Origin of the sequence: Paraburkholderia antibiotica (genome assembly GCF_012927125.1) — a bacterium.
GTDB classification, from domain to species: domain Bacteria; phylum Pseudomonadota; class Gammaproteobacteria; order Burkholderiales; family Burkholderiaceae; genus Paraburkholderia; species Paraburkholderia antibiotica.
Window position 1 is genome coordinate 218,197 of record NZ_JABBFZ010000005.1, and the last position, 17,305, is coordinate 235,501.

17 protein-coding genes are annotated in these 17,305 nt (G+C 62.1%); 8 read left to right on the forward strand and 9 right to left on the reverse strand.

Going from position 1 to position 17,305, the window contains the following annotated elements:
- Positions 1-120: 120 nt before the first annotated feature.
- The 6 genes from acnA to HHL14_RS11925 form a co-directional block, all read right to left on the reverse strand.
- The gene (acnA, locus tag HHL14_RS11900; RefSeq protein ID WP_169497802.1) at positions 121-2,835 is read right to left on the reverse strand and encodes an aconitate hydratase AcnA; all 2,715 of its coding nucleotides are present in this window, start codon (positions 2,833-2,835) and stop codon (positions 121-123) included.
- Between the two features lie 42 nt (positions 2,836-2,877).
- A complete protein-coding gene (locus HHL14_RS11905; protein WP_169497803.1) occupies positions 2,878-4,329 on the reverse strand; it encodes a bifunctional 2-methylcitrate dehydratase/aconitate hydratase in 1,452 nt (483 codons plus the stop codon).
- A 25-nt stretch (positions 4,330-4,354) separates the two neighbouring features.
- A complete protein-coding gene (locus HHL14_RS11910; protein WP_169497804.1) occupies positions 4,355-4,864 on the reverse strand; it encodes a hypothetical protein in 510 nt (169 codons plus the stop codon).
- Positions 4,865-4,966: 102 nt separating this feature from the next.
- Positions 4,967-6,190 (reverse strand): bifunctional 2-methylcitrate synthase/citrate synthase, encoded by a 1,224-nt coding sequence (gene prpC, locus HHL14_RS11915; protein ID WP_169497805.1) that lies wholly within the window; start codon positions 6,188-6,190, stop codon positions 4,967-4,969.
- Between the two features lie 113 nt (positions 6,191-6,303).
- Positions 6,304-7,293, reverse strand: a complete 990-nt coding sequence (locus HHL14_RS11920; RefSeq protein WP_169497806.1) for an HpcH/HpaI aldolase/citrate lyase family protein — start codon at positions 7,291-7,293, stop codon at positions 6,304-6,306.
- Positions 7,294-7,510: 217 nt separating this feature from the next.
- On the reverse strand, positions 7,511-8,494 hold the full coding sequence (locus HHL14_RS11925) for a malate dehydrogenase (RefSeq protein WP_169497807.1): 984 nt from the start codon (positions 8,492-8,494) through the stop codon (positions 7,511-7,513).
- Positions 8,495-8,986: 492 nt separating this feature from the next.
- On the opposite strand from HHL14_RS11925, the gene HHL14_RS11930 reads away from it, so the two are divergent.
- The 7 genes from HHL14_RS11930 to gltA all read left to right on the forward strand — a co-directional run bounded on the left by HHL14_RS11930 (position 8,987) and on the right by gltA (position 14,887).
- A complete protein-coding gene (locus tag HHL14_RS11930; protein WP_169497808.1) occupies positions 8,987-9,787 on the forward strand; it encodes a GntR family transcriptional regulator in 801 nt (266 codons plus the stop codon).
- A 157-nt stretch (positions 9,788-9,944) separates the two neighbouring features.
- Positions 9,945-10,361, forward strand: a complete 417-nt coding sequence (sdhC, locus tag HHL14_RS11935; RefSeq protein ID WP_169497809.1) for a succinate dehydrogenase, cytochrome b556 subunit — start codon at positions 9,945-9,947, stop codon at positions 10,359-10,361.
- A gap of 3 nt (positions 10,362-10,364) precedes the next feature.
- Positions 10,365-10,733: a succinate dehydrogenase, hydrophobic membrane anchor protein gene (sdhD, locus tag HHL14_RS11940; RefSeq protein ID WP_169497810.1), complete on the forward strand. Its 369-nt coding sequence runs from the start codon at positions 10,365-10,367 to the stop codon at positions 10,731-10,733.
- 4 nt (positions 10,734-10,737) lie between these two features.
- On the forward strand, positions 10,738-12,513 hold the full coding sequence (sdhA, locus tag HHL14_RS11945) for a succinate dehydrogenase flavoprotein subunit (RefSeq protein ID WP_169497811.1): 1,776 nt from the start codon (positions 10,738-10,740) through the stop codon (positions 12,511-12,513).
- A gap of 24 nt (positions 12,514-12,537) precedes the next feature.
- The gene (locus tag HHL14_RS11950) at positions 12,538-13,242 is read left to right on the forward strand and encodes a succinate dehydrogenase iron-sulfur subunit (RefSeq protein WP_169497812.1); all 705 of its coding nucleotides are present in this window, start codon (positions 12,538-12,540) and stop codon (positions 13,240-13,242) included.
- A gap of 1 nt (position 13,243) precedes the next feature.
- On the forward strand, positions 13,244-13,513 hold the full coding sequence (locus tag HHL14_RS11955) for an FAD assembly factor SdhE (RefSeq protein WP_169497813.1): 270 nt from the start codon (positions 13,244-13,246) through the stop codon (positions 13,511-13,513).
- 72 nt (positions 13,514-13,585) lie between these two features.
- Complete coding sequence (gene gltA, locus HHL14_RS11960) at positions 13,586-14,887, forward strand: citrate synthase (protein ID WP_169497814.1); 1,302 nt, start codon at positions 13,586-13,588, stop codon at positions 14,885-14,887.
- Positions 14,888-15,012: 125 nt separating this feature from the next.
- Here gltA and HHL14_RS11965 read toward each other — a convergent pair whose 3' ends face one another.
- Genes HHL14_RS11965 through HHL14_RS11975 form a run of 3 tightly spaced genes read right to left on the reverse strand, consistent with a single transcriptional unit; the run spans position 15,013 to position 17,058 of the window.
- Positions 15,013-15,951 carry a phosphatidate cytidylyltransferase gene (locus HHL14_RS11965; protein WP_169497815.1) on the reverse strand — a complete coding sequence of 313 codons (939 nt, stop codon included), beginning with the start codon at positions 15,949-15,951 and terminating at the stop codon, positions 15,013-15,015.
- A gap of 2 nt (positions 15,952-15,953) precedes the next feature.
- Positions 15,954-16,571 carry a lysophospholipid acyltransferase family protein gene (locus HHL14_RS11970; RefSeq protein ID WP_169497816.1) on the reverse strand — a complete coding sequence of 206 codons (618 nt, stop codon included), beginning with the start codon at positions 16,569-16,571 and terminating at the stop codon, positions 15,954-15,956.
- Complete coding sequence (locus HHL14_RS11975; protein ID WP_230413002.1) at positions 16,564-17,058, reverse strand: CDP-alcohol phosphatidyltransferase family protein; 495 nt, start codon at positions 17,056-17,058, stop codon at positions 16,564-16,566. Before HHL14_RS11975 ends, HHL14_RS11970 begins: the two co-directional genes overlap by 8 nt.
- Between HHL14_RS11975 and HHL14_RS33175 the strand changes: the two genes are divergently transcribed.
- Positions 17,048-17,230 (forward strand): hypothetical protein, encoded by a 183-nt coding sequence (locus HHL14_RS33175; RefSeq protein WP_230413003.1) that lies wholly within the window; start codon positions 17,048-17,050, stop codon positions 17,228-17,230. The two genes, HHL14_RS11975 and HHL14_RS33175, sit on opposite strands and share 11 nt — an antisense overlap.
- Positions 17,231-17,305 lie beyond the last annotated feature (75 nt).

Genomic DNA, 17,305 nt, shown 5'->3' on the forward strand with positions numbered 1-17,305 from the left:
CCCCCCAAAACCCCCCGCCATAAAAAAAGCCCGACCTGAGGTCGGGCTTCAAAGTCGGCTGCGCCCTCCACAGGACGCAGCCCCTGCAAAACAGCGAGGCTGTTTGCGTTGCCGCGAGGCTTAAGCAGCCAGCAGCGAACGCAGCACGAACGGCAGGATCCCGCCGTGCTTGTAGTAGTCGACTTCGATCGGCGTGTCGATACGCAGCAGCACCGGCACGCGCTTGTCGCCGTTCTTGCCGTGGATCACGAGCGTGACTTCCTGTTGCGGCTTGAAGTCGTCGCCGAGGCCTTCGATGTCGTACGTTTCTTCGCCGGTGATGCCGAGCGACTGCACGCTATCCGAGCCCTTGAATTGCAGCGGCAGTACGCCCATGCCGACGAGGTTCGAACGGTGGATCCGCTCGAAGCTGCGTGCGACCACGGCCTTCACGCCCAGCAGTTGCGTGCCCTTCGCCGCCCAGTCGCGCGACGAACCCGTGCCGTACTCTTCGCCCGCGAACACGACGGTCGGCGTGCCGGCGTCGATGTACTTCATCGCCGCGTCGTAGATCGACAGCTGTTCGCCGCTCGGCTGGTGAATCGTCAGACCGCCTTCGACGCGCGAGCCGTCCGCCTTCGCCGGGATCATCAGGTTCTTGATCCGGACGTTCGCGAAGGTGCCGCGCATCATCACGTCGTGGTTGCCGCGACGCGAGCCGTAGCTGTTGAAGTCGGCCTTCTGCACGCCGTTTTCCTTCAGCCACTTGCCGGCCGGCGAGTCTTCCTTGATCGAGCCTGCCGGGCTGATGTGGTCGGTCGTGACCGAGTCACCGAAGATGCCCAGTGCGCGCGCGCCCTTGACCTGCTCGATGCTGCCCGACGGCGTCATCGAGAAGTCCTTGCCGAAGAACGGCGGCTCGGCGATGTAGGTCGACTTCGGCCAGTCGTAGACCTGACCTTCCTCGCCTTCGATCTTGCTCCACAGGTCGCCCTTCTTCGTGAGCTGCGAGTAGTTCTTGCGGAACGCGTCGGCATCCATCGCGTACTTCAGCAGCGCGTTGATTTCTTCGCTGGTCGGCCAGATGTCGCCGAGGTAGATGTCCTTGCCGCCCTTGCCCTTGCCGACCGGCTCGGTCATCAGGTCGCGCGTGATGTTGCCGGCGATCGCGTACGCGACGACGAGCGGCGGCGACGCGAGGAAGTTCGCGCGGATGTTCGGGTGGATACGCGCTTCGAAGTTACGGTTGCCCGACAGCACGGCTGCCGCGACGATGTCGTTCTTCGTGATCGCTTCGTTCAGTTCCGGCGTCAGGTCGCCCGCGTTACCGATGCAGGTCGTGCAGCCGTAAGCGGCGAGCGTGAAGCCGAGCTTGTCGAGGTACTTCAGCAGATCGGTCTTCGTCAGGTACTCGGTGACGATGCGCGATCCCGGCGCGAGCGAGGTCTTGATGTGCGGCGCGACCGTCAGGCCAGCCTCGACGGCCTTCTTCGCGAGCAGACCGGCGGCCAGCAGCACGCTCGGGTTCGACGTGTTGGTGCACGACGTGATCGCGGCGATCAGCACGTCGCCGTTCTTCACGTCGACGCCGTTGCTGGTCGTGTACTTCGTGTCGAGATCGACGGGCTTCTTCGCAAAGCCGTTTTCGGCGACCGGCTTCGAGAACAGGTCGGTGAAGGTCGACTTCACGTGGCCGATTTCGATGCGGTCCTGCGGACGCTTCGGTCCTGCCAGCGACGGCGCGACCGTGGCGAGATCGAGCGTAACGACCTTGGTGTAGTCGATGTCGCCGTCGTTCGGGATGCCGAACAGTTCCTGCGCCTTGAAGTAGTTTTCGAACGCGGAGATTTCGGCGTCCGTGCGGCCCGTGCCGTGGAAGAAGTCGATGGTCTTTTCGTCGACCGGGAAGAAACCCATCGTCGCGCCGTATTCCGGCGCCATGTTGCCGATCGTCGCGCGGTCCGGCACCGACAGCGAGCGCGTGCCTTCGCCGAAGAACTCGACGAACTTGCCGACCACCTTCTCCTTGCGCAGCAGTTCGGTGATCGTCAGCACGAGGTCGGTGGCGGTCACGCCTTCGATCAGCTTGCCCTTCAGATGCACACCGACAACATCAGGCGTCAGGAAGTACACCGGCTGGCCGAGCATGCCGGCTTCCGCTTCGATCCCGCCCACGCCCCAGCCGACCACGCCGATGCCGTTGATCATCGTGGTATGGCTGTCCGTGCCGACCAGCGAATCCGGGTAGTACACGGTGTCCGCGCCGTCGGCCTTCTTGTGCACGCCGCGCGCGAGGTATTCGAGGTTCACCTGGTGAACGATGCCGACGCCCGGCGGCACGACCTTGAACGTGTCGAACGCCTGCATGCCCCACTTCATGAACTGGTAGCGCTCGTTGTTGCGCTGGAATTCCAGCTTCATGTTCAGGTCGAGCGCGTTCTTTTCGCGGAAGTGGTCGATCTGCACCGAGTGGTCGACGACGAGATCGACCGGCACCAGCGGTTCGATCGATTTCGGATTCTTGCCGACGGCCTTCGCGACGCCGCGCATCGCGGCGATGTCGGCGAGCAGCGGCACGCCAGTGAAGTCCTGCAGCACGACGCGCGACACGACGAACGGAATTTCGTCGACGCGCGCGGCGGTCGGCTTCCAGTTCGCCAGTTGCGTGATGTGTTCTTCGGCGATCTTCTTGCCGTCGTAGTTGCGCAGCACCGATTCCAGCACGATACGGATCGAGACCGGCAGGCGGTCGATCTTGAGGTTCAGCGCCTTGCCGAGTTGCGGCAGGGAGTAGAACTTGCCTTTGCCGGAACCGCTGTCAAATTCCTTGAGCGTTTTGTGGAGGTTGTGGGCCATGGTGTTTTCCTTGGTTTGGATCGCGGAACTACAGTACTCAACCTAAATGACGTAGAGATCGACGTATTCATTGACCGGCGTCGCTTCGAGCTTGGCCTGGTCGAGGGATACGTCGAGGATCGCCAGTTGCTGCCTGACCGGAAAGCGCCGCGCGAGGTTGGTCTTGAACTTCTCGACCAGCAGCGGGATACCGTCTTCGCGACGGCGCTTGTGACCGATCGGATATTCGACTACGACTTCGTCGAATTTAAACCCGTCGTCGAATTCGATCGTCAATGCATTGGCGATCGAACGCTTGTCCGGGTCGTGATAATTCTGCGTGAATTGCGTGTCTTCGACGCATGTCATTTTCGCGCGCAACGCGTCGATGCGCACGTCCTGCGCAACGGAATCTTCGTAATCGGCGGCGGTGAGGCGGCCGAAGATCAGCGGCACCGCGATCATGTACTGAAGGCAATGATCGCGATCGGCCGGATTGTTCAGCGGACCGCTCTTGTTGATGATGCGCAGCGCCGCTTCGTGCGTGCGAATCGTGATGCGGCGAATTTCTTCGACCCGGCGACCTTGGCGCGCGAGCTGCGCATGCAGCGCGAGCGCGGCTTCCACGGCGGTCTGCGCGTGGAATTCGGCCGGAAAGGAAATCTTGAACAGCACGTTTTCCATCACGTACGAGCCGTACGGGCGCTGGAAGCGGAATGCGTTGCCGTTGAACAGCACGTCGTAGAAGCCCCAGGTCTTCGCGGTGAGCACCGACGGATAGCCCATCTCGCCGGTCTTCGAAATCAGCGCAAGACGCACGGCGCGGGAGGTGGCGTCGCCGGCGGCCCACGATTTGCGCGAGCCGGTGTTCGGCGCGTGGCGGTAGGTGCGCAGCGCCTGTCCATCGACGAGCGCCTGCGATACCGCGTTGATCAGCTCGTCGCGCGACAGGCCGAGCATCTGCCCGACCACCGCGGTCGACGCGAGCTTGACGAGCAGCACGTGATCGAGCCCGACCTTGTTGAACGAGTTCTCGAGCGCGATGCAGCCTTGAATTTCGTGCGCCTTGATCATCGCGATCAGGACGTCTTTGATCGTCAGCGGCGTTTTGCCGGCTGCGATGGCGGTGCGCGAGAGCCAGTCGGCCGTCGCGAGAATGGCACCGAGGTTGTCCGACGGATGGCCCCATTCGGCTGCGAGCCAGGTGTCGTTGAAATCGAGCCAGCGGATCATCGCGCCGATGTTGAAGGCGGCCTGAACCGGGTCCAGCTGGAATGACGTGCCCGGCACCTTCGCGCCGTTGGGGACGATCGTGCCCGGCACGATCGGTCCCATCAGCTTGGTGCAGGCCGGGTAGGTGAGCGCTTCGAGTCCGCAGCCGAGCGTGTCGATCAGGCAATGACGCGCGGTTTCCAGCGCGAGCGCGCTGTCGATCCGGTAATCCAGCACGTAATCGACGATATCGACCAGGACGGTGTCCGGGTCGGGTCGTACGTTGGAAATCGGGGCGGACATCGTCAGGCGTCCCTGATGGCGACGATCAGTTGCCGGTACGGTTGATCGCGTTCGATTGCGTCGCGGCCGGAGCGCCTTGCTCCATCGCGACCGTCTTGCACTCGTCGGCGAGACGCGAGCTGTCCTTGTCCTGGAACAGCATGGCCTTGGTCGGGATCACGACGAGGTCCATACCGGTGGCGGCGTCGTGGAAACGGTCCGCGCCGGTGGTAGTCGTTTCGCGCGGCAGGTTGTAGTTCTTGTTCGCCCAGTGAACCGTGACGATCTGGTCACGCTTCATGTCGCCTTTCATTTCGAAAGCCAGGCCGTCCTTGCACGACCACTTTTCAGCGCCTTCCGGGATCGGATCGACCTTCGCTTCCTTCGTCGCGCTCGGCTTGCGCTTGATCAGGCGACGCGGTTCCGGGCGCTTGGCGACGGCCTTGGTGGGCTTCTTCGCGGTGGTGGCCGTGTCCGCTGCGGCGGCGTCAGTCGCGACGGACAGCATCGTCGTGGACAGGGCGCCGATCATGGCGGCGATCATCAGCTTTTTCATGGAGAAAACCTTTCTATCTAGATTCAGTTAAACAGTGTGCGGACGACCGGTCCGGCGGCCGCACGGGTTGAACTGCGCGCGCTGTGGAGCGCACAGCGACCGCTATTTTCTCCTATTTAGCGCGACGTACTTCAAATTCTCTGGTCCGGTGTAATTCGCGCTCGGCCGGATGATCTTGTTGTCGATGCGTTGCTCGATGATGTGCGCGCTCCAGCCGGCCGTGCGCGAGATCACGAAGAGCGGCGTGAACATCGCGGTCGGCACGCCCAGCATGTGATACGACACCGCGCTGAACCAGTCGAGATTCGGAAACATCTTCTTCGCGTCCCACATCACCGACTCCAACCGCTCGGCGATTGAGAACAGCTTCATGTTGCCCGCTTCCTTCGACAACTTCTTTGCGACTTCCTTGATGACCTTGTTGCGCGGGTCCGAGATCGTATAGACCGGGTGGCCGAAGCCGATCACCACTTCCTTGTTCTCGACGCGGCGACGGATGTCGGCTTCCGCTTCGTCGGGCGTCTGGTAGCGCGACTGGATCTCGAACGCGACTTCATTGGCGCCGCCGTGCTTCGGGCCGCGCAGCGCGCCGATCGCGCCGGTGATCGCCGAGTAGATGTCCGAACCCGTGCCCGCGATCACGCGGCCGGTGAACGTCGACGCGTTGAATTCGTGCTCGGCGTACAGGTTCAGCGACACGTGCATCGCGTCGACCCACGCCTTCGACGGCTCGACGCCGTGCAGCAGATGCAGGAAGTGGCCGCCGATCGAGTCGTCGTCGGTTTCGACCTCGATGCGCTTGCCGTTGTGCGAGTAGTGATACCAGTAGAGCAGCATCGAGCCGAGCGAGGCCATCAGCTTGTCGGCGATGTCGCGCGCACCCGGCAGGTTGTGATCGTCTTTCTCGGGCAGCACGGTGCCGAGTACCGACACGCCGGTGCGCATCACGTCCATCGGGTGCGCGGCGGCCGGAATCCATTCGAGCGCGGCCTTCACGTTGGCGGGCAGGCCGCGCATGCCTTTGAGCTTCGTTTTGTAGGCCTTCAGCTCGGCGGCGGTCGGCAGCTTTTCATGCACCAGCAGATAGGCGATTTCTTCGAATTCGCATGCGCCGGCGATGTCGAGAATGTCGTAGCCACGGTAATGCAGATCGTTGCCGGTCTTGCCGACCGTGCACAGCGCGGTGTTGCCCGCGGTCACGCCGGACAGCGCGACGGATTTTTTCGGCTTGAAGGCGCCTGGCGTTGCGTTGCTGCCGGGGTTGCTGTCTGCGTTGTTGCCCGCGTTATTGCCTGCTGCACCAGCGGTTTGCGTCGTCTCGCTCATCTTCCGCGTTCTCCTGTGTGCCGGCTTGCTGCCGCCGTTGAACCGCTTTTTATGCCGCTTCGTCTATACCGCCGCTGGTGCTGCCGTTGGTCCCGCCGCTGGTCTGTTAGCGCCTACTTCGCGAAGAGGGGCGCCGCGTCTGGCGGGATGTCGCGGCCGGTGGCTTGCGCTCGGCGTAGTACCGACCAGTAATAGCGATAGCTCGCGCGATCGTGCAGCGTATCGCCGTAACGCGTCGGCCCCCATTGCGCCGCCTGGGCGGCCAGCAGAATCGCGGTGGCCGTCGAGATTTCTTCGTCGCGCGGCGCAAACGCGGCGACGATCGCCTCGATCTGCGCCGGGTGGATGCTCCACATGCGCGTATAGCCGAATTCGTTGCGGGCGCGTTGGGCGTCGTTCGCCACCACGCTCATGTCGCGCACTTCGGTGCTGACGTTGTGCGACGGCACTTTGCCGAACGCATGGCAGGCCGCCGAAATCTCGAGTTTCGCGCGACGCACCAGCGGATGATCGAACTGGCCGGGCGAGCGCATCGCGGTGTCGGGGATCGCGCCGTCGTGGGCGGACACGAAGTCCATCAGGCCGAAGCTCAGCGCTTCGACGCCCGGCAACGCGGCCAGTTCGAACACACGGGTGAGCGCGCCGTGCGTTTCGACCAGCAGTTGCACCGGCACCGGTTGCGCGATGCCGAGCTCGCGCCGCGTCGCCTCGATGAACGCGATCATTTCGGCGGCATCGGGTACGTTGCGGATTTTCGGCAGCGTGATGTAAGCGGGTGCTCGCTTCGCGGCGCGCAGAATCAGGCGCACGTCGTCGCGCCAGTGCGCGTGAGCGAAATCGTGGATGCGCACGCCGACGCGGCCGAAGCGATCCTGTTCGCCGCCAAGCAGCGATGCGACCAGCTCCGCGTGTTCGGCTTCGCGGCCGACCTGGGCGCCGTCTTCGCAATCGAGCGTGATATCGAACACCGGGCCGAGTTGCTGCTGCAACGCGAGCGACTTCAGCATCAGCTTTTCGCTGCCGGCGTAGTGATCGCAGGCGGGCAGCACAGCGGGCGGCGTTTCGCCGTCAAACAGCACTTCGGCGGGGGTGAGAACGCGCATCGTCGGCGTGTGGGGCGTGGGTGAGGGTTAGAGGCGACCGGATCCGGACGTGCTCTGTGCGGCTGCGATCGGGCAGCGGCAAAACACGTTCGGATCAGAGGCTGGATGCCGTGACCGCAGCTGTGACCACGGTCTTGACTGCACGGCAACCGGAACGAAAAAAACCGGAACCCGTCGCGATGAAGCTTCGGAGTTCCGGTTTTTATGCATCGGATGCTTAGCCCAGCAGGTGCTGAACGCCTTCGCGCTCTTCCAGCAGTTCCTGCAGCGTGCCGTCCATCTTTTCGCGCGAGAACGCGTCGATTGCCAGACCTTCGACGCGCTTGTACTCGCCGTTTTCGCAGGTCACCGGCACGCCGTAGATGATGTCTTCGGGGATGCCGTACGAGCCGTCCGACGGGATGCCCATCGTGACCCACTTGCCGTTCGTGCCGAGCACCCAGTCGCGCACGTGGTCGATCGCAGCGTTAGCCGCCGACGCCGCCGACGACAGGCCGCGCGCTTCGATGATCGCCGCGCCGCGCTTGCCGACGGTCGGGATGAACGTGTTGCGGTTCCATTCTTCGTCGTTGATCAGCTTGGTCAGGTCTTGACCTTCAGCCGTTGCGACGCGGAAATCCGGGTACATGGTCGGCGAGTGGTTGCCCCACACGGCCAGCTTTTCGATCGACGCGACCGGCTTGCCCGACTTGGCGGCCAGTTGCGACAGCGCGCGGTTGTGGTCCAGACGCAGCATGGCGGTGAAGTTCTTCTTCGGCAGATCCGGCGCCGACTTCATCGCGATGTAAGCATTGGTGTTAGCCGGGTTGCCGACCACCAGCACCTTCACGTCGCGGCTGGCGACGTCGTTCAGTGCCTTGCCCTGAACCGTGAAGATTTCGGCGTTGGCCGACAGCAGGTCCTTACGCTCCATGCCTTTCGAGCGCGGACGTGCGCCGACGAGCAGGGCGACGTCTGCGTCCTTGAATGCGACCTTCGGGTCGTCCGTGATCACGACGCCCGACAGCAGCGGGAATGCGCAATCATCCAGTTCCATCACGACGCCTTTGACGGCGCCTTGCGCTTGCGGCAGATCGAGCAGTTGCAGGATCACCGGCTGGTCCTTGCCGAGCAGGTCGCCATTGGCGATGCGGAACAGCAGGGAGTAAGCGATTTGACCTGCGGCGCCGGTGACGGCAACGCGCTTTGCGGGCTTAGCCATTGAGAAATCTCCAGGACGATGCGTTAGACGCTAGGGAAAACGCCATTCTATATGCGCGTTCAGCGTAGCGTTGTGAAACACGGCGGAATTCACTGTTCGCGTGCGGCCCGTAATGTGCCGAGGCCGGGGCGCGCTGCGGCAAGACCGCCGTGCCGGAAACCTGTACTACCGAGCGGGACGGGATGACGACTGCGCCGGGGCTGCCGCTGCACGGTGCGGACTCCCGCAAACAGCGCGTTTCGGCAAGCGTCTGGCCAGCGGATGGCGGCGAATCGAAAGCTGAACTGCGGAGGGAGCGGCATGGTGCAGAGTGGCTGCCGGAGCATCGCGGCGCTGCATCGAACAGCAGCGGAAAACCCGCAAACCCTTGCTCGCCAAGGAGTGTAGGAGTCGACACTGACAAAGTCAACATTATCTTATGTCTTATATAAGACATATCTATGACAGGGAAAAGCCTAGACGCAACCGGGGGCTTTATGATGAAATGCCCGGATGAATTCGAACCCGGCGAATCCTGCGAACCCGAATGGCCATGGGGCCGCGGGCGAAGGTGTATCCGCCGCCGCGCCTGCCGCGTCGCCTACTTTCAGCCCTTTGTATCAGCAGATCAAGGGCTTGATTACGCAGAGCCTCGAGAGCGGCGAGTGGAAGCCCGGTGAAATCATTCCCAGCGAAGTCGAACTGGCCGCCCGCTATAAGGTGAGCCAGGGCACGGTGCGCAAGGCGATCGACGAACTCGCGGCCGACAACCTGCTGGTGCGCCGTCAGGGCAAGGGCACTTTTGTTGCGACGCACAATGAAGAGCGGGCGCAGTTCCGCTTTCTGAGATTGCTCGCCGACGACGGCGCCGAACATCCGCACGTAAGCCGCCTGCTCGAGTGCCGGCGGCTGCGGGCCTCGGCGGAGATCGCCCGGCAGCTCGATCTGAAGCCGGCCGATCCGGTCGTGCTGATCAAGCGCCTGCTGCAGTTCGACGGCGAAGTCACCGTGCTCGATGAAATCTGGCTGCCCGGCGCCGTGTTCCGCGGGCTTACGCTCGAGCGGCTATCGGAGTACAAAGGGCCTCTTTACGCGATGTTCGAGGCGGAATTCGGCACCCGCATGATTCGCGCGACGGAAAAAATCCGCGCGGTGGCGGCCGAGCCTTCCGTGGCGGACCTGCTGCAGGTGCCGGCGGGTTTTCCGTTGCTCTCGGTCGAGCGCGTGTCCTATACCTATGGGGATCGGCCGGTTGAAGTCCGGCGTGGTTGGTATGTCACAACCGGGTATTACTATCAGAACGATCTGAGCTGAATCGGGCTGAAACGAGGCGCGGCGTCCCACACGCGTGCCTGTTGGAAGGCGCTTTCATTGCGCGTGCAGCAAAGGACTCCTCGTCGGTTTCGCTGCAGCGCGATATAAAAAGGCGCTAAAATTGCAGATTAGTGTGACTACATAGTAGGGGTCTAGCATGGCAGAAGCCGTAAAAAAACCGAGGCCGGAATTCCGGAACATCGGTATTGGGCAAATATTGACGGCATACCGTCTCCCGCTAGCGGGGCGAGTGTCGATCCTGCACCGCGTTAGCGGTGGTCTGTTGTTCGTTTTTCTTCCGTTCCTGCTGTACCTCTTCGATCAAAGCCTGACTTCCGAGCTGAGCTTCGAAGTCTTCAAGGGTTTCCTCTCCAATATCGTCGTCAAGCTGATCACGCTGGTTCTCGCGTGGGCTTTCCTGTTCCACTTCTGCGCCGGCGTTCGTCACCTCGTGATGGATACGAATCACGACGCAGTGACGAAGGAAAAGGGCAAGTCGACCTCCATCGTGGTGATCGTCGTGTCGTCGCTGCTTACCATCGCATTCGCGGCCAAACTGTTCGGAGCATTCTAAAAAATGTCAGCTAATAACCGAATCGGTTCGAAGCGTCTCGTCGTCGGCGCGCATTACGGTCTGCGCGACTGGCTCGCACAACGCGTCACTGCCTGCGTAATGGCGGTCTATACGGTGATTCTGCTCGCGTGGTTCTTCCTCGCGCGCGACTTCTCGTACGACGGCTGGGCGTCGATCTTCGCGACGCAGTGGATGAAGCTCGCCACGTTCGTCACGCTGCTCTCGCTGTTCTACCACGCGTGGGTTGGTATCCGCGATATCTGGATGGACTACGTGAAGCCGGTTGGCATGCGCCTGACGCTTCAGGCGCTGACGATCCTCTGGCTGCTCGCTTGCGCGGGCTACGCTGCGCAGATTCTCTGGAGAGTATAAAAGAATGGTTGCAATCAAGAATTCTCTGCCGCGTCGCAAGTTTGACGTGGTCATCGTCGGCGCGGGCGGCTCGGGGATGCGCGCGTCGCTCCAACTCGCACGTGCGGGTCTGTCGGTCTGCGTGCTGTCCAAGGTGTTCCCGACGCGTTCGCACACGGTTGCTGCTCAGGGCGGCATCGGCGCTTCGCTCGGCAACATGAGCGAAGACAACTGGCACTACCACTTCTACGACACGATCAAGGGCTCCGACTGGCTCGGCGACCAGGACGCGATCGAGTTCATGTGCCGTGAAGCACCGAACGCCGTCTACGAACTCGAACACTTCGGCATGCCGTTCGACCGTAACGCCGACGGCACGATCTATCAGCGCCCGTTCGGCGGCCATACTGCGAACTACGGCGAAAAGCCGGTGCAACGCGCTTGCGCGGCGGCTGACCGTACCGGTCACGCGCTGCTGCACACGCTGTACCAGCAGAACGTTGCTGCGAAGACGCAGTTCTTCGTCGAATGGATGGCGCTGGATCTGATCCGCGACGCCGACGGCGACGTGCTCGGCGTGACCGCGCTGGAAATGGAAACCGGCGACGTCTACATCCTCGAAGGCAAGACCACGCTGTTCGCCACGGGCGGCGCGGGCCGGATCTTCGCGGCATCGACCAACGCGTTCATCAACACCGGTGACGGCCTCGGCATGGCGGCCCGTTCGGGCATCGCGCTGCAGGACATGGAATTCTGGCAATTCCACCCGACCGGCGTGGCCGGCGCGGGCGTGCTGATCACCGAAGGCGTGCGCGGCGAAGGCGGTATTCTGCGTAACTCGAACGGCGAGCGCTTCATGGAACGCTACGCGCCGACGCTGAAGGATCTGGCGCCGCGCGACTTCGTTTCGCGTTCGATGGACCAGGAAATCAAGGAAGGCCGCGGCGTGGGTCCGAACAAGGATCACGTGCTGCTCGACCTGTCGCACATCGGCGCAGAGACGATCATGAAGCGTCTGCCGTCGATCCGCGAAATCGCGATGAAGTTCGCGAACGTCGATTGCATTAAAGAGCCGATCCCGGTCGTGCCGACCATCCACTACCAGATGGGCGGTATCCCGACGAACATCAACGGTCAGGTCGTCGGTACGCCGAAGGGCCATGAAGAAGTCGTCAACGGTTTCTACGCAGTGGGCGAATGCTCGTGCGTGTCGGTGCACGGTGCGAACCGTCTCGGCACGAACTCGCTGCTCGACCTCGTGGTGTTCGGTCGCGCAGCCGGCAACCACATCGTCAAGCACGTGAAGGAAATGAAGGAGCACAAGCCGCTGCCGGCAGATGCCGCCGACTTCGCGCTGTCGCGTCTGGCGAAGCTGGACAACTCGTCGTCGGGCGAGTACGCGCAGGCGGTCGCTAACGACATCCGCAGCACGATGCAGGCTCACGCCGGTGTGTTCCGTACGTCGGAATTGCTGGCCAAGGGCGTCGAGGCTATCCGCGAAGTGGCCGAGCGCGTCGACAACATCCATCTGAAGGACAAGTCGAAGGTGTTCAACACGGCTCGTATCGAAGCGCTCGAAGTGGCAAACCTGATCGAAGTGGCGCGCGCCACGATGGTCTCCGCCGAAGCGCGCAAGGAAAGCCGTGGCGCGCACGCGCAAAACGACTTCGAACATCGCGACGACGAAAACTGGCTGCGCCATACGCTATGGTTCAGCGAAGGCGATCGCCTCGACTACAAGCCGGTTCACATGAAGCCGCTGACCGTCGAATCGGTTCCGCCGAAAGCGCGTACCTTCTAAGGCACCAGTCAAAGGAATTCAGAAATGGCCAAGCGTACATTTGAAATTTACCGCTACGATCCGGACAAGGATGCAGCACCGCGCATGCAGACGTACGAGATCGACATCGATTCGCACGAGCGCATGCTGCTCGACGCACTCGTCAAGCTGAAGGCGCTCGACGAAACCCTGTCGTTCCGTCGCTCGTGCCGCGAAGGCGTGTGCGGTTCGGACGCAATGAACATCAACGGCAAGAACGGCCTCGCGTGCCTGACGAACCTGAACGACCTGCCGCAGAAGATCGTGCTGCGTCCGCTGCCGGGCCTGCCCGTCGTGCGTGACCTGATCTGCGACTTCACGCAGTTCTTCAACCAGTATCATTCGATCAAGCCGTACCTGATCAACGATACGCCGCCGCCGGAAAAAGAACGTCTGCAGTCGCCGGAAGAGCGCGACGAGCTCGACGGCCTGTACGAATGTATCCTGTGCGCCAGCTGCTCGACCTCGTGCCCGAGCTTCTGGTGGAACCCGGACAAGTTCGTCGGCCCGGCAGGCCTGCTGCAAGCCTATCGTTTCATCGCGGACAGCCGCGACGAAGCGACCGGCGAGCGTCTCGACAATCTGGAAGACCCGTACCGTCTGTTCCGTTGCCACACCATCATGAATTGCGTCGACGTTTGCCCGAAGGGCCTGAACCCGACCAAGGCGATTGGCAAGATCAAGGAATTGATGGTCCGTCGCGCTGTCTGAGATGGACGCATCGCATCAGTCCGACCCTCTCCGCCGCGCGCGCCTTCGCTGGCGCGCGCGGCGGGGCCTGCTGGAAAACGATCTGATCTTCGAACGTTTTTTCAGCCGATATGAGCATGACCTCAGCGATGCGGACGTGGGCGCTCTTACGCGCCTGCTCGAGCTGAGCGATAACGACCTGATGGACTTGCTGCTTGCGCGCAAGGAACCGGAAGGCGAGCTAGCCGACCCGGACGTAATCCGGGTTCTGGAATTGCTGCGCAACGCTTGAGCGCCGCCAGTCCGTTGTTCCAGGCGTGCAATTATCGAAACCCTGTACCTATACTTCGATTGAGGATGTGCTATGACCCCGTCAGATGTTAAAGCCACGCTATCGTTTAGCGATAATTCGCCGAGCGTCGAAATGCCGATTTACAAGGGCACGATTGGCCCGGATGTAATCGACATTCGCAAACTGTACGGCCAGACCGGCAAGTTCACGTACGATCCGGGCTTCATGTCGACGGCGGCGTGCAATTCGGCGATCACCTACATCGACGGCGACAAGGGCGAACTGCTCTACCGCGGCTACGCGATCGACAACCTCGCGCAGAACGCCGACTTCCTCGAAACCTGCTACCTGCTGCTGAACGGTGAGCTGCCTACCGCCGCGCAGAAGAAGGAATTCGTCGGTACCGTCACGAAGCACACGATGGTCCACGAGCAGATGCAGTTCTTCTTCCGTGGCTTCCGTCGCGACGCGCACCCGATGGCGATTCTCGTCGCCGCGGTCGGCGCACTGTCGGCGTTCTATCACGACTCGCTCGACATCAACAATCCGCGTCACCGTGAAGTGTCGGCGATCCGTATGATCGCAAAGCTGCCGACGCTCGTCGCCATGGCGTACAAGTACAGCATCGGTCAGCCGTTCGTTTATCCGAAGAACGACCTGTCGTACAGCGCGAACTTCATGCACATGATGTTCTCGAACCCGTGCGAAGAGTACAAGGTCAACGACGTGCTGGTGCGTGCGCTCGACCGTATCCTGATCCTGCACGCGGACCACGAGCAGAACGCATCGACCTCGACCGTGCGTCTGGCCGGTTCGTCGGGTGCGAATCCGTTCGCATGTATCGCAGCCGGTATCGCGTGTCTGTGGGGCCCGGCGCACGGTGGTGCGAACGAAGCCGCGCTGAACATGCTGGAAGAAATCGGCTCCGTCGACAACATTCCTGAGTTCATCAAGCAGGTGAAGGACAAGAACTCGGGCGTGAAGCTGATGGGCTTCGGTCACCGCGTGTACAAGAACTACGACCCGCGTGCGAAGCTGATGCGCGAAACCTGCCACGAAGTGCTCGAAGAGCTGGGTCTGCACGACGACCCGCTGTTCAAGCTCGCAATGGCACTCGAAAAGATCGCGCTCGAAGACGAATACTTCGTGTCGCGCAAGCTGTACCCGAACGTCGACTTCTACTCGGGTATCGTGCAGCGCGCACTGGGCATCCCGACGTCGATGTTCACGTGTATCTTCGCAATGGCACGTACGGTCGGCTGGATTGCGCAGTGGAACGAAATGATTGCCGATCCGGAACAGAAGATTGGCCGTCCGCGTCAGCTGTTCGTCGGCGAGACGCTGCGTGAAGCCAAGCCGCTCGCACAACGTTAATTGCGTTTGATTCGCACGGTTCGCAGCAGGTAGGTCGCGGCGAGCCACGGCGGAATCGATCGACAGAAAATGCCCCAACGGGAAATCCGTTGGGGCATTTTGTTTTTGGTGTCGGTCGTCTTGCCTCACGCGGCCGGCAGGAAAAAGTAGCGTGTGAGATGAAAAAAGATCGGCGCGGCGAAGCAGATGGAGTCGACGCGATCGAGCATGCCGCCGTGGCCGGCAATCAGGACGCCCCAGTCCTTTGCGCCCATCGAGCGTTTGACGGCGGAGAGCACGAGCCCGCCGATGAAGCCGCCAATCACGGTGACCGCCGACATCAGCGCGGCCTGCCACAAGTTGTACGGCGTAAGCCCGTGTAGTGCGGTGCCGAGGCAAATGGCGAGCAAACCGCCGCCAATCAGACCTTCCCATGTTTTCGACGGGCTCACGAGCGGCGAGAGCTTGTGCTTGCCCCACAGCTTGCCGCAGACATACTGGAAGACGTCGCTGGACTGTACGACCAGCAGGAAGAACAGCAGCAGCGGCCCGTTGTTGTCGGAGTAGCCGGGCAACGGCAGCAACAGCAGAGCGGGCGCATAACTGAGCGAATACACGCACACCATCAGCGCCCACTGGATCTTGGCGTTGCGTTCGAGGAATTCGCCCGTGTCCTGAGCGAACGAGCTTGCCGCCGAGAGCACGAAGAACATGTACACCGGCATGAAGATCGAGAACAGCCCGTACCAGTGAAACGCGACCAGCAGGTACTGCACCGGCAACGCGACGTAGTACGCGAGGACGAGTGCCCAGTAATCGGCGGGCTTGGTCGGCGTGAGCGTGATGAACTCGCGCAGCGCAAAAAACGAGCAGATGAAGAACAGGAAGAGCGTCGCATACGGACCAAGCCAGAGCGCGACGGTGACGACCGCGATCATCACCCACCACGCCGAGATGCGTTGATTCATGTTGACGATCGTCGCGTTTCCCGCGCCGAGTCTCGCGCGTAGTACCGCACCTGCTAGCGTGAAGAACGAGAGCAGGGCGAGAATGCCCACGATCGTGATCCAGAAGACGTGCGGCATGCTTATCCCCGTACCGAATTTTGAAGTTGGATGACGGCGTCGCGCGCCATCGTGAGGAATTCGTCTTTATCGAGGGTGCCGGCGCCAGGCACTGGGTCGCCGAACGAGACCTGACAGTTGATTGGCACGGGGAGCAGCTTGCCCTTGGGCATCGCGCGCATCAGATCCGACAGATGCACCGGTACGAGCTGCACCTCCGGGAACTCGTGCGAAAGCCAGTAGAGACCGCTCTTGAATGGACCGATTTCGCCTGTCAGGCTGCGCGTGCCTTCGGGGAAGATGATGATCGACCAGCCGGAGGCCAGCGCTTCGCGAACGAGGCGCAGCGGATCTTCGCCGGCGGCGCTCTTGCGTGTCACGTAGACCACGCCCAGCACGCGATTTGCGATGAATCGGCGCAGCGGCGTGGCATCCCAGTAGTCGATCGCGGCGGCGGGGCGCACGCTCGCCCGCAGATCGGGCGGCAGTGCCGCCAGAATCGCGAGCGTGTCGACGTGGCTCGAATGGTTGGCGAAATAGATGGTCTGTTGTGCGGATGGCGGCGCGCTCGCGAAGCGGCCGCGCGCGCCCACCACGAGCCGTACCACGCCGAGCAGCCAGCGTTGCATCACGTTACGCATGGCTGGATTCCTCCGTTCGTGGCTGAGCCTGGTCGGCATGCAGCTCACGCACGAGCGCGCGCGTGCGTGTCGCGCAGGTCAATGCGCTGCCTACGGCGATGATCACCAGTCCCGCGACGAGGCTCACGTGAGTCCACTGCAACCAGTTTTCGACGATCGTCGCCACGCAGGCGAGCGTGAGAACGGCCATGCGATGCTGTTTGGCCATCGGCCCGATAAAGCGCTGCGGCAGTCCCACCGAGCCGCCGAAGACGCGCACGTAGGCCGTCAGCGCGGCGAACAGCGCGGCCGCCCAGCCGAGCGACGGCATGGCGCACGCGTAACCCGCGCCGACCAGCAGCAGGCTGTCGGCGATGCGATCGGGAAACTCGTTGAAGATCGGCCCGAGGACGGACTTCTTGCCGCCCTCGATCGCGACGAGCCCGTCGATGACGTTGCACAGCAGCCGCAACTGAATACACACGATGGCAACCACCATGGCGATCATGCTGTCGATCCGGAGCAGCGCCAACGCACCCACGGCGGCAAAGACCGCGCTCGCGCATGAAATCTGGTTCGGCGTGATGCGCGTACCGGCGAGAAACCTGGACAGCGCAATGATTGCCCTGTTGGAGCGGGATTTGATTGGGCGTCGGTTGTCGTCCATGGGCGCGTATTGAATGAATTGGAGTATCTCGGCGCAATATACAGGGGCTGTTTATTTCGCGATACTGAGTAATGTAGAGATATTCGAA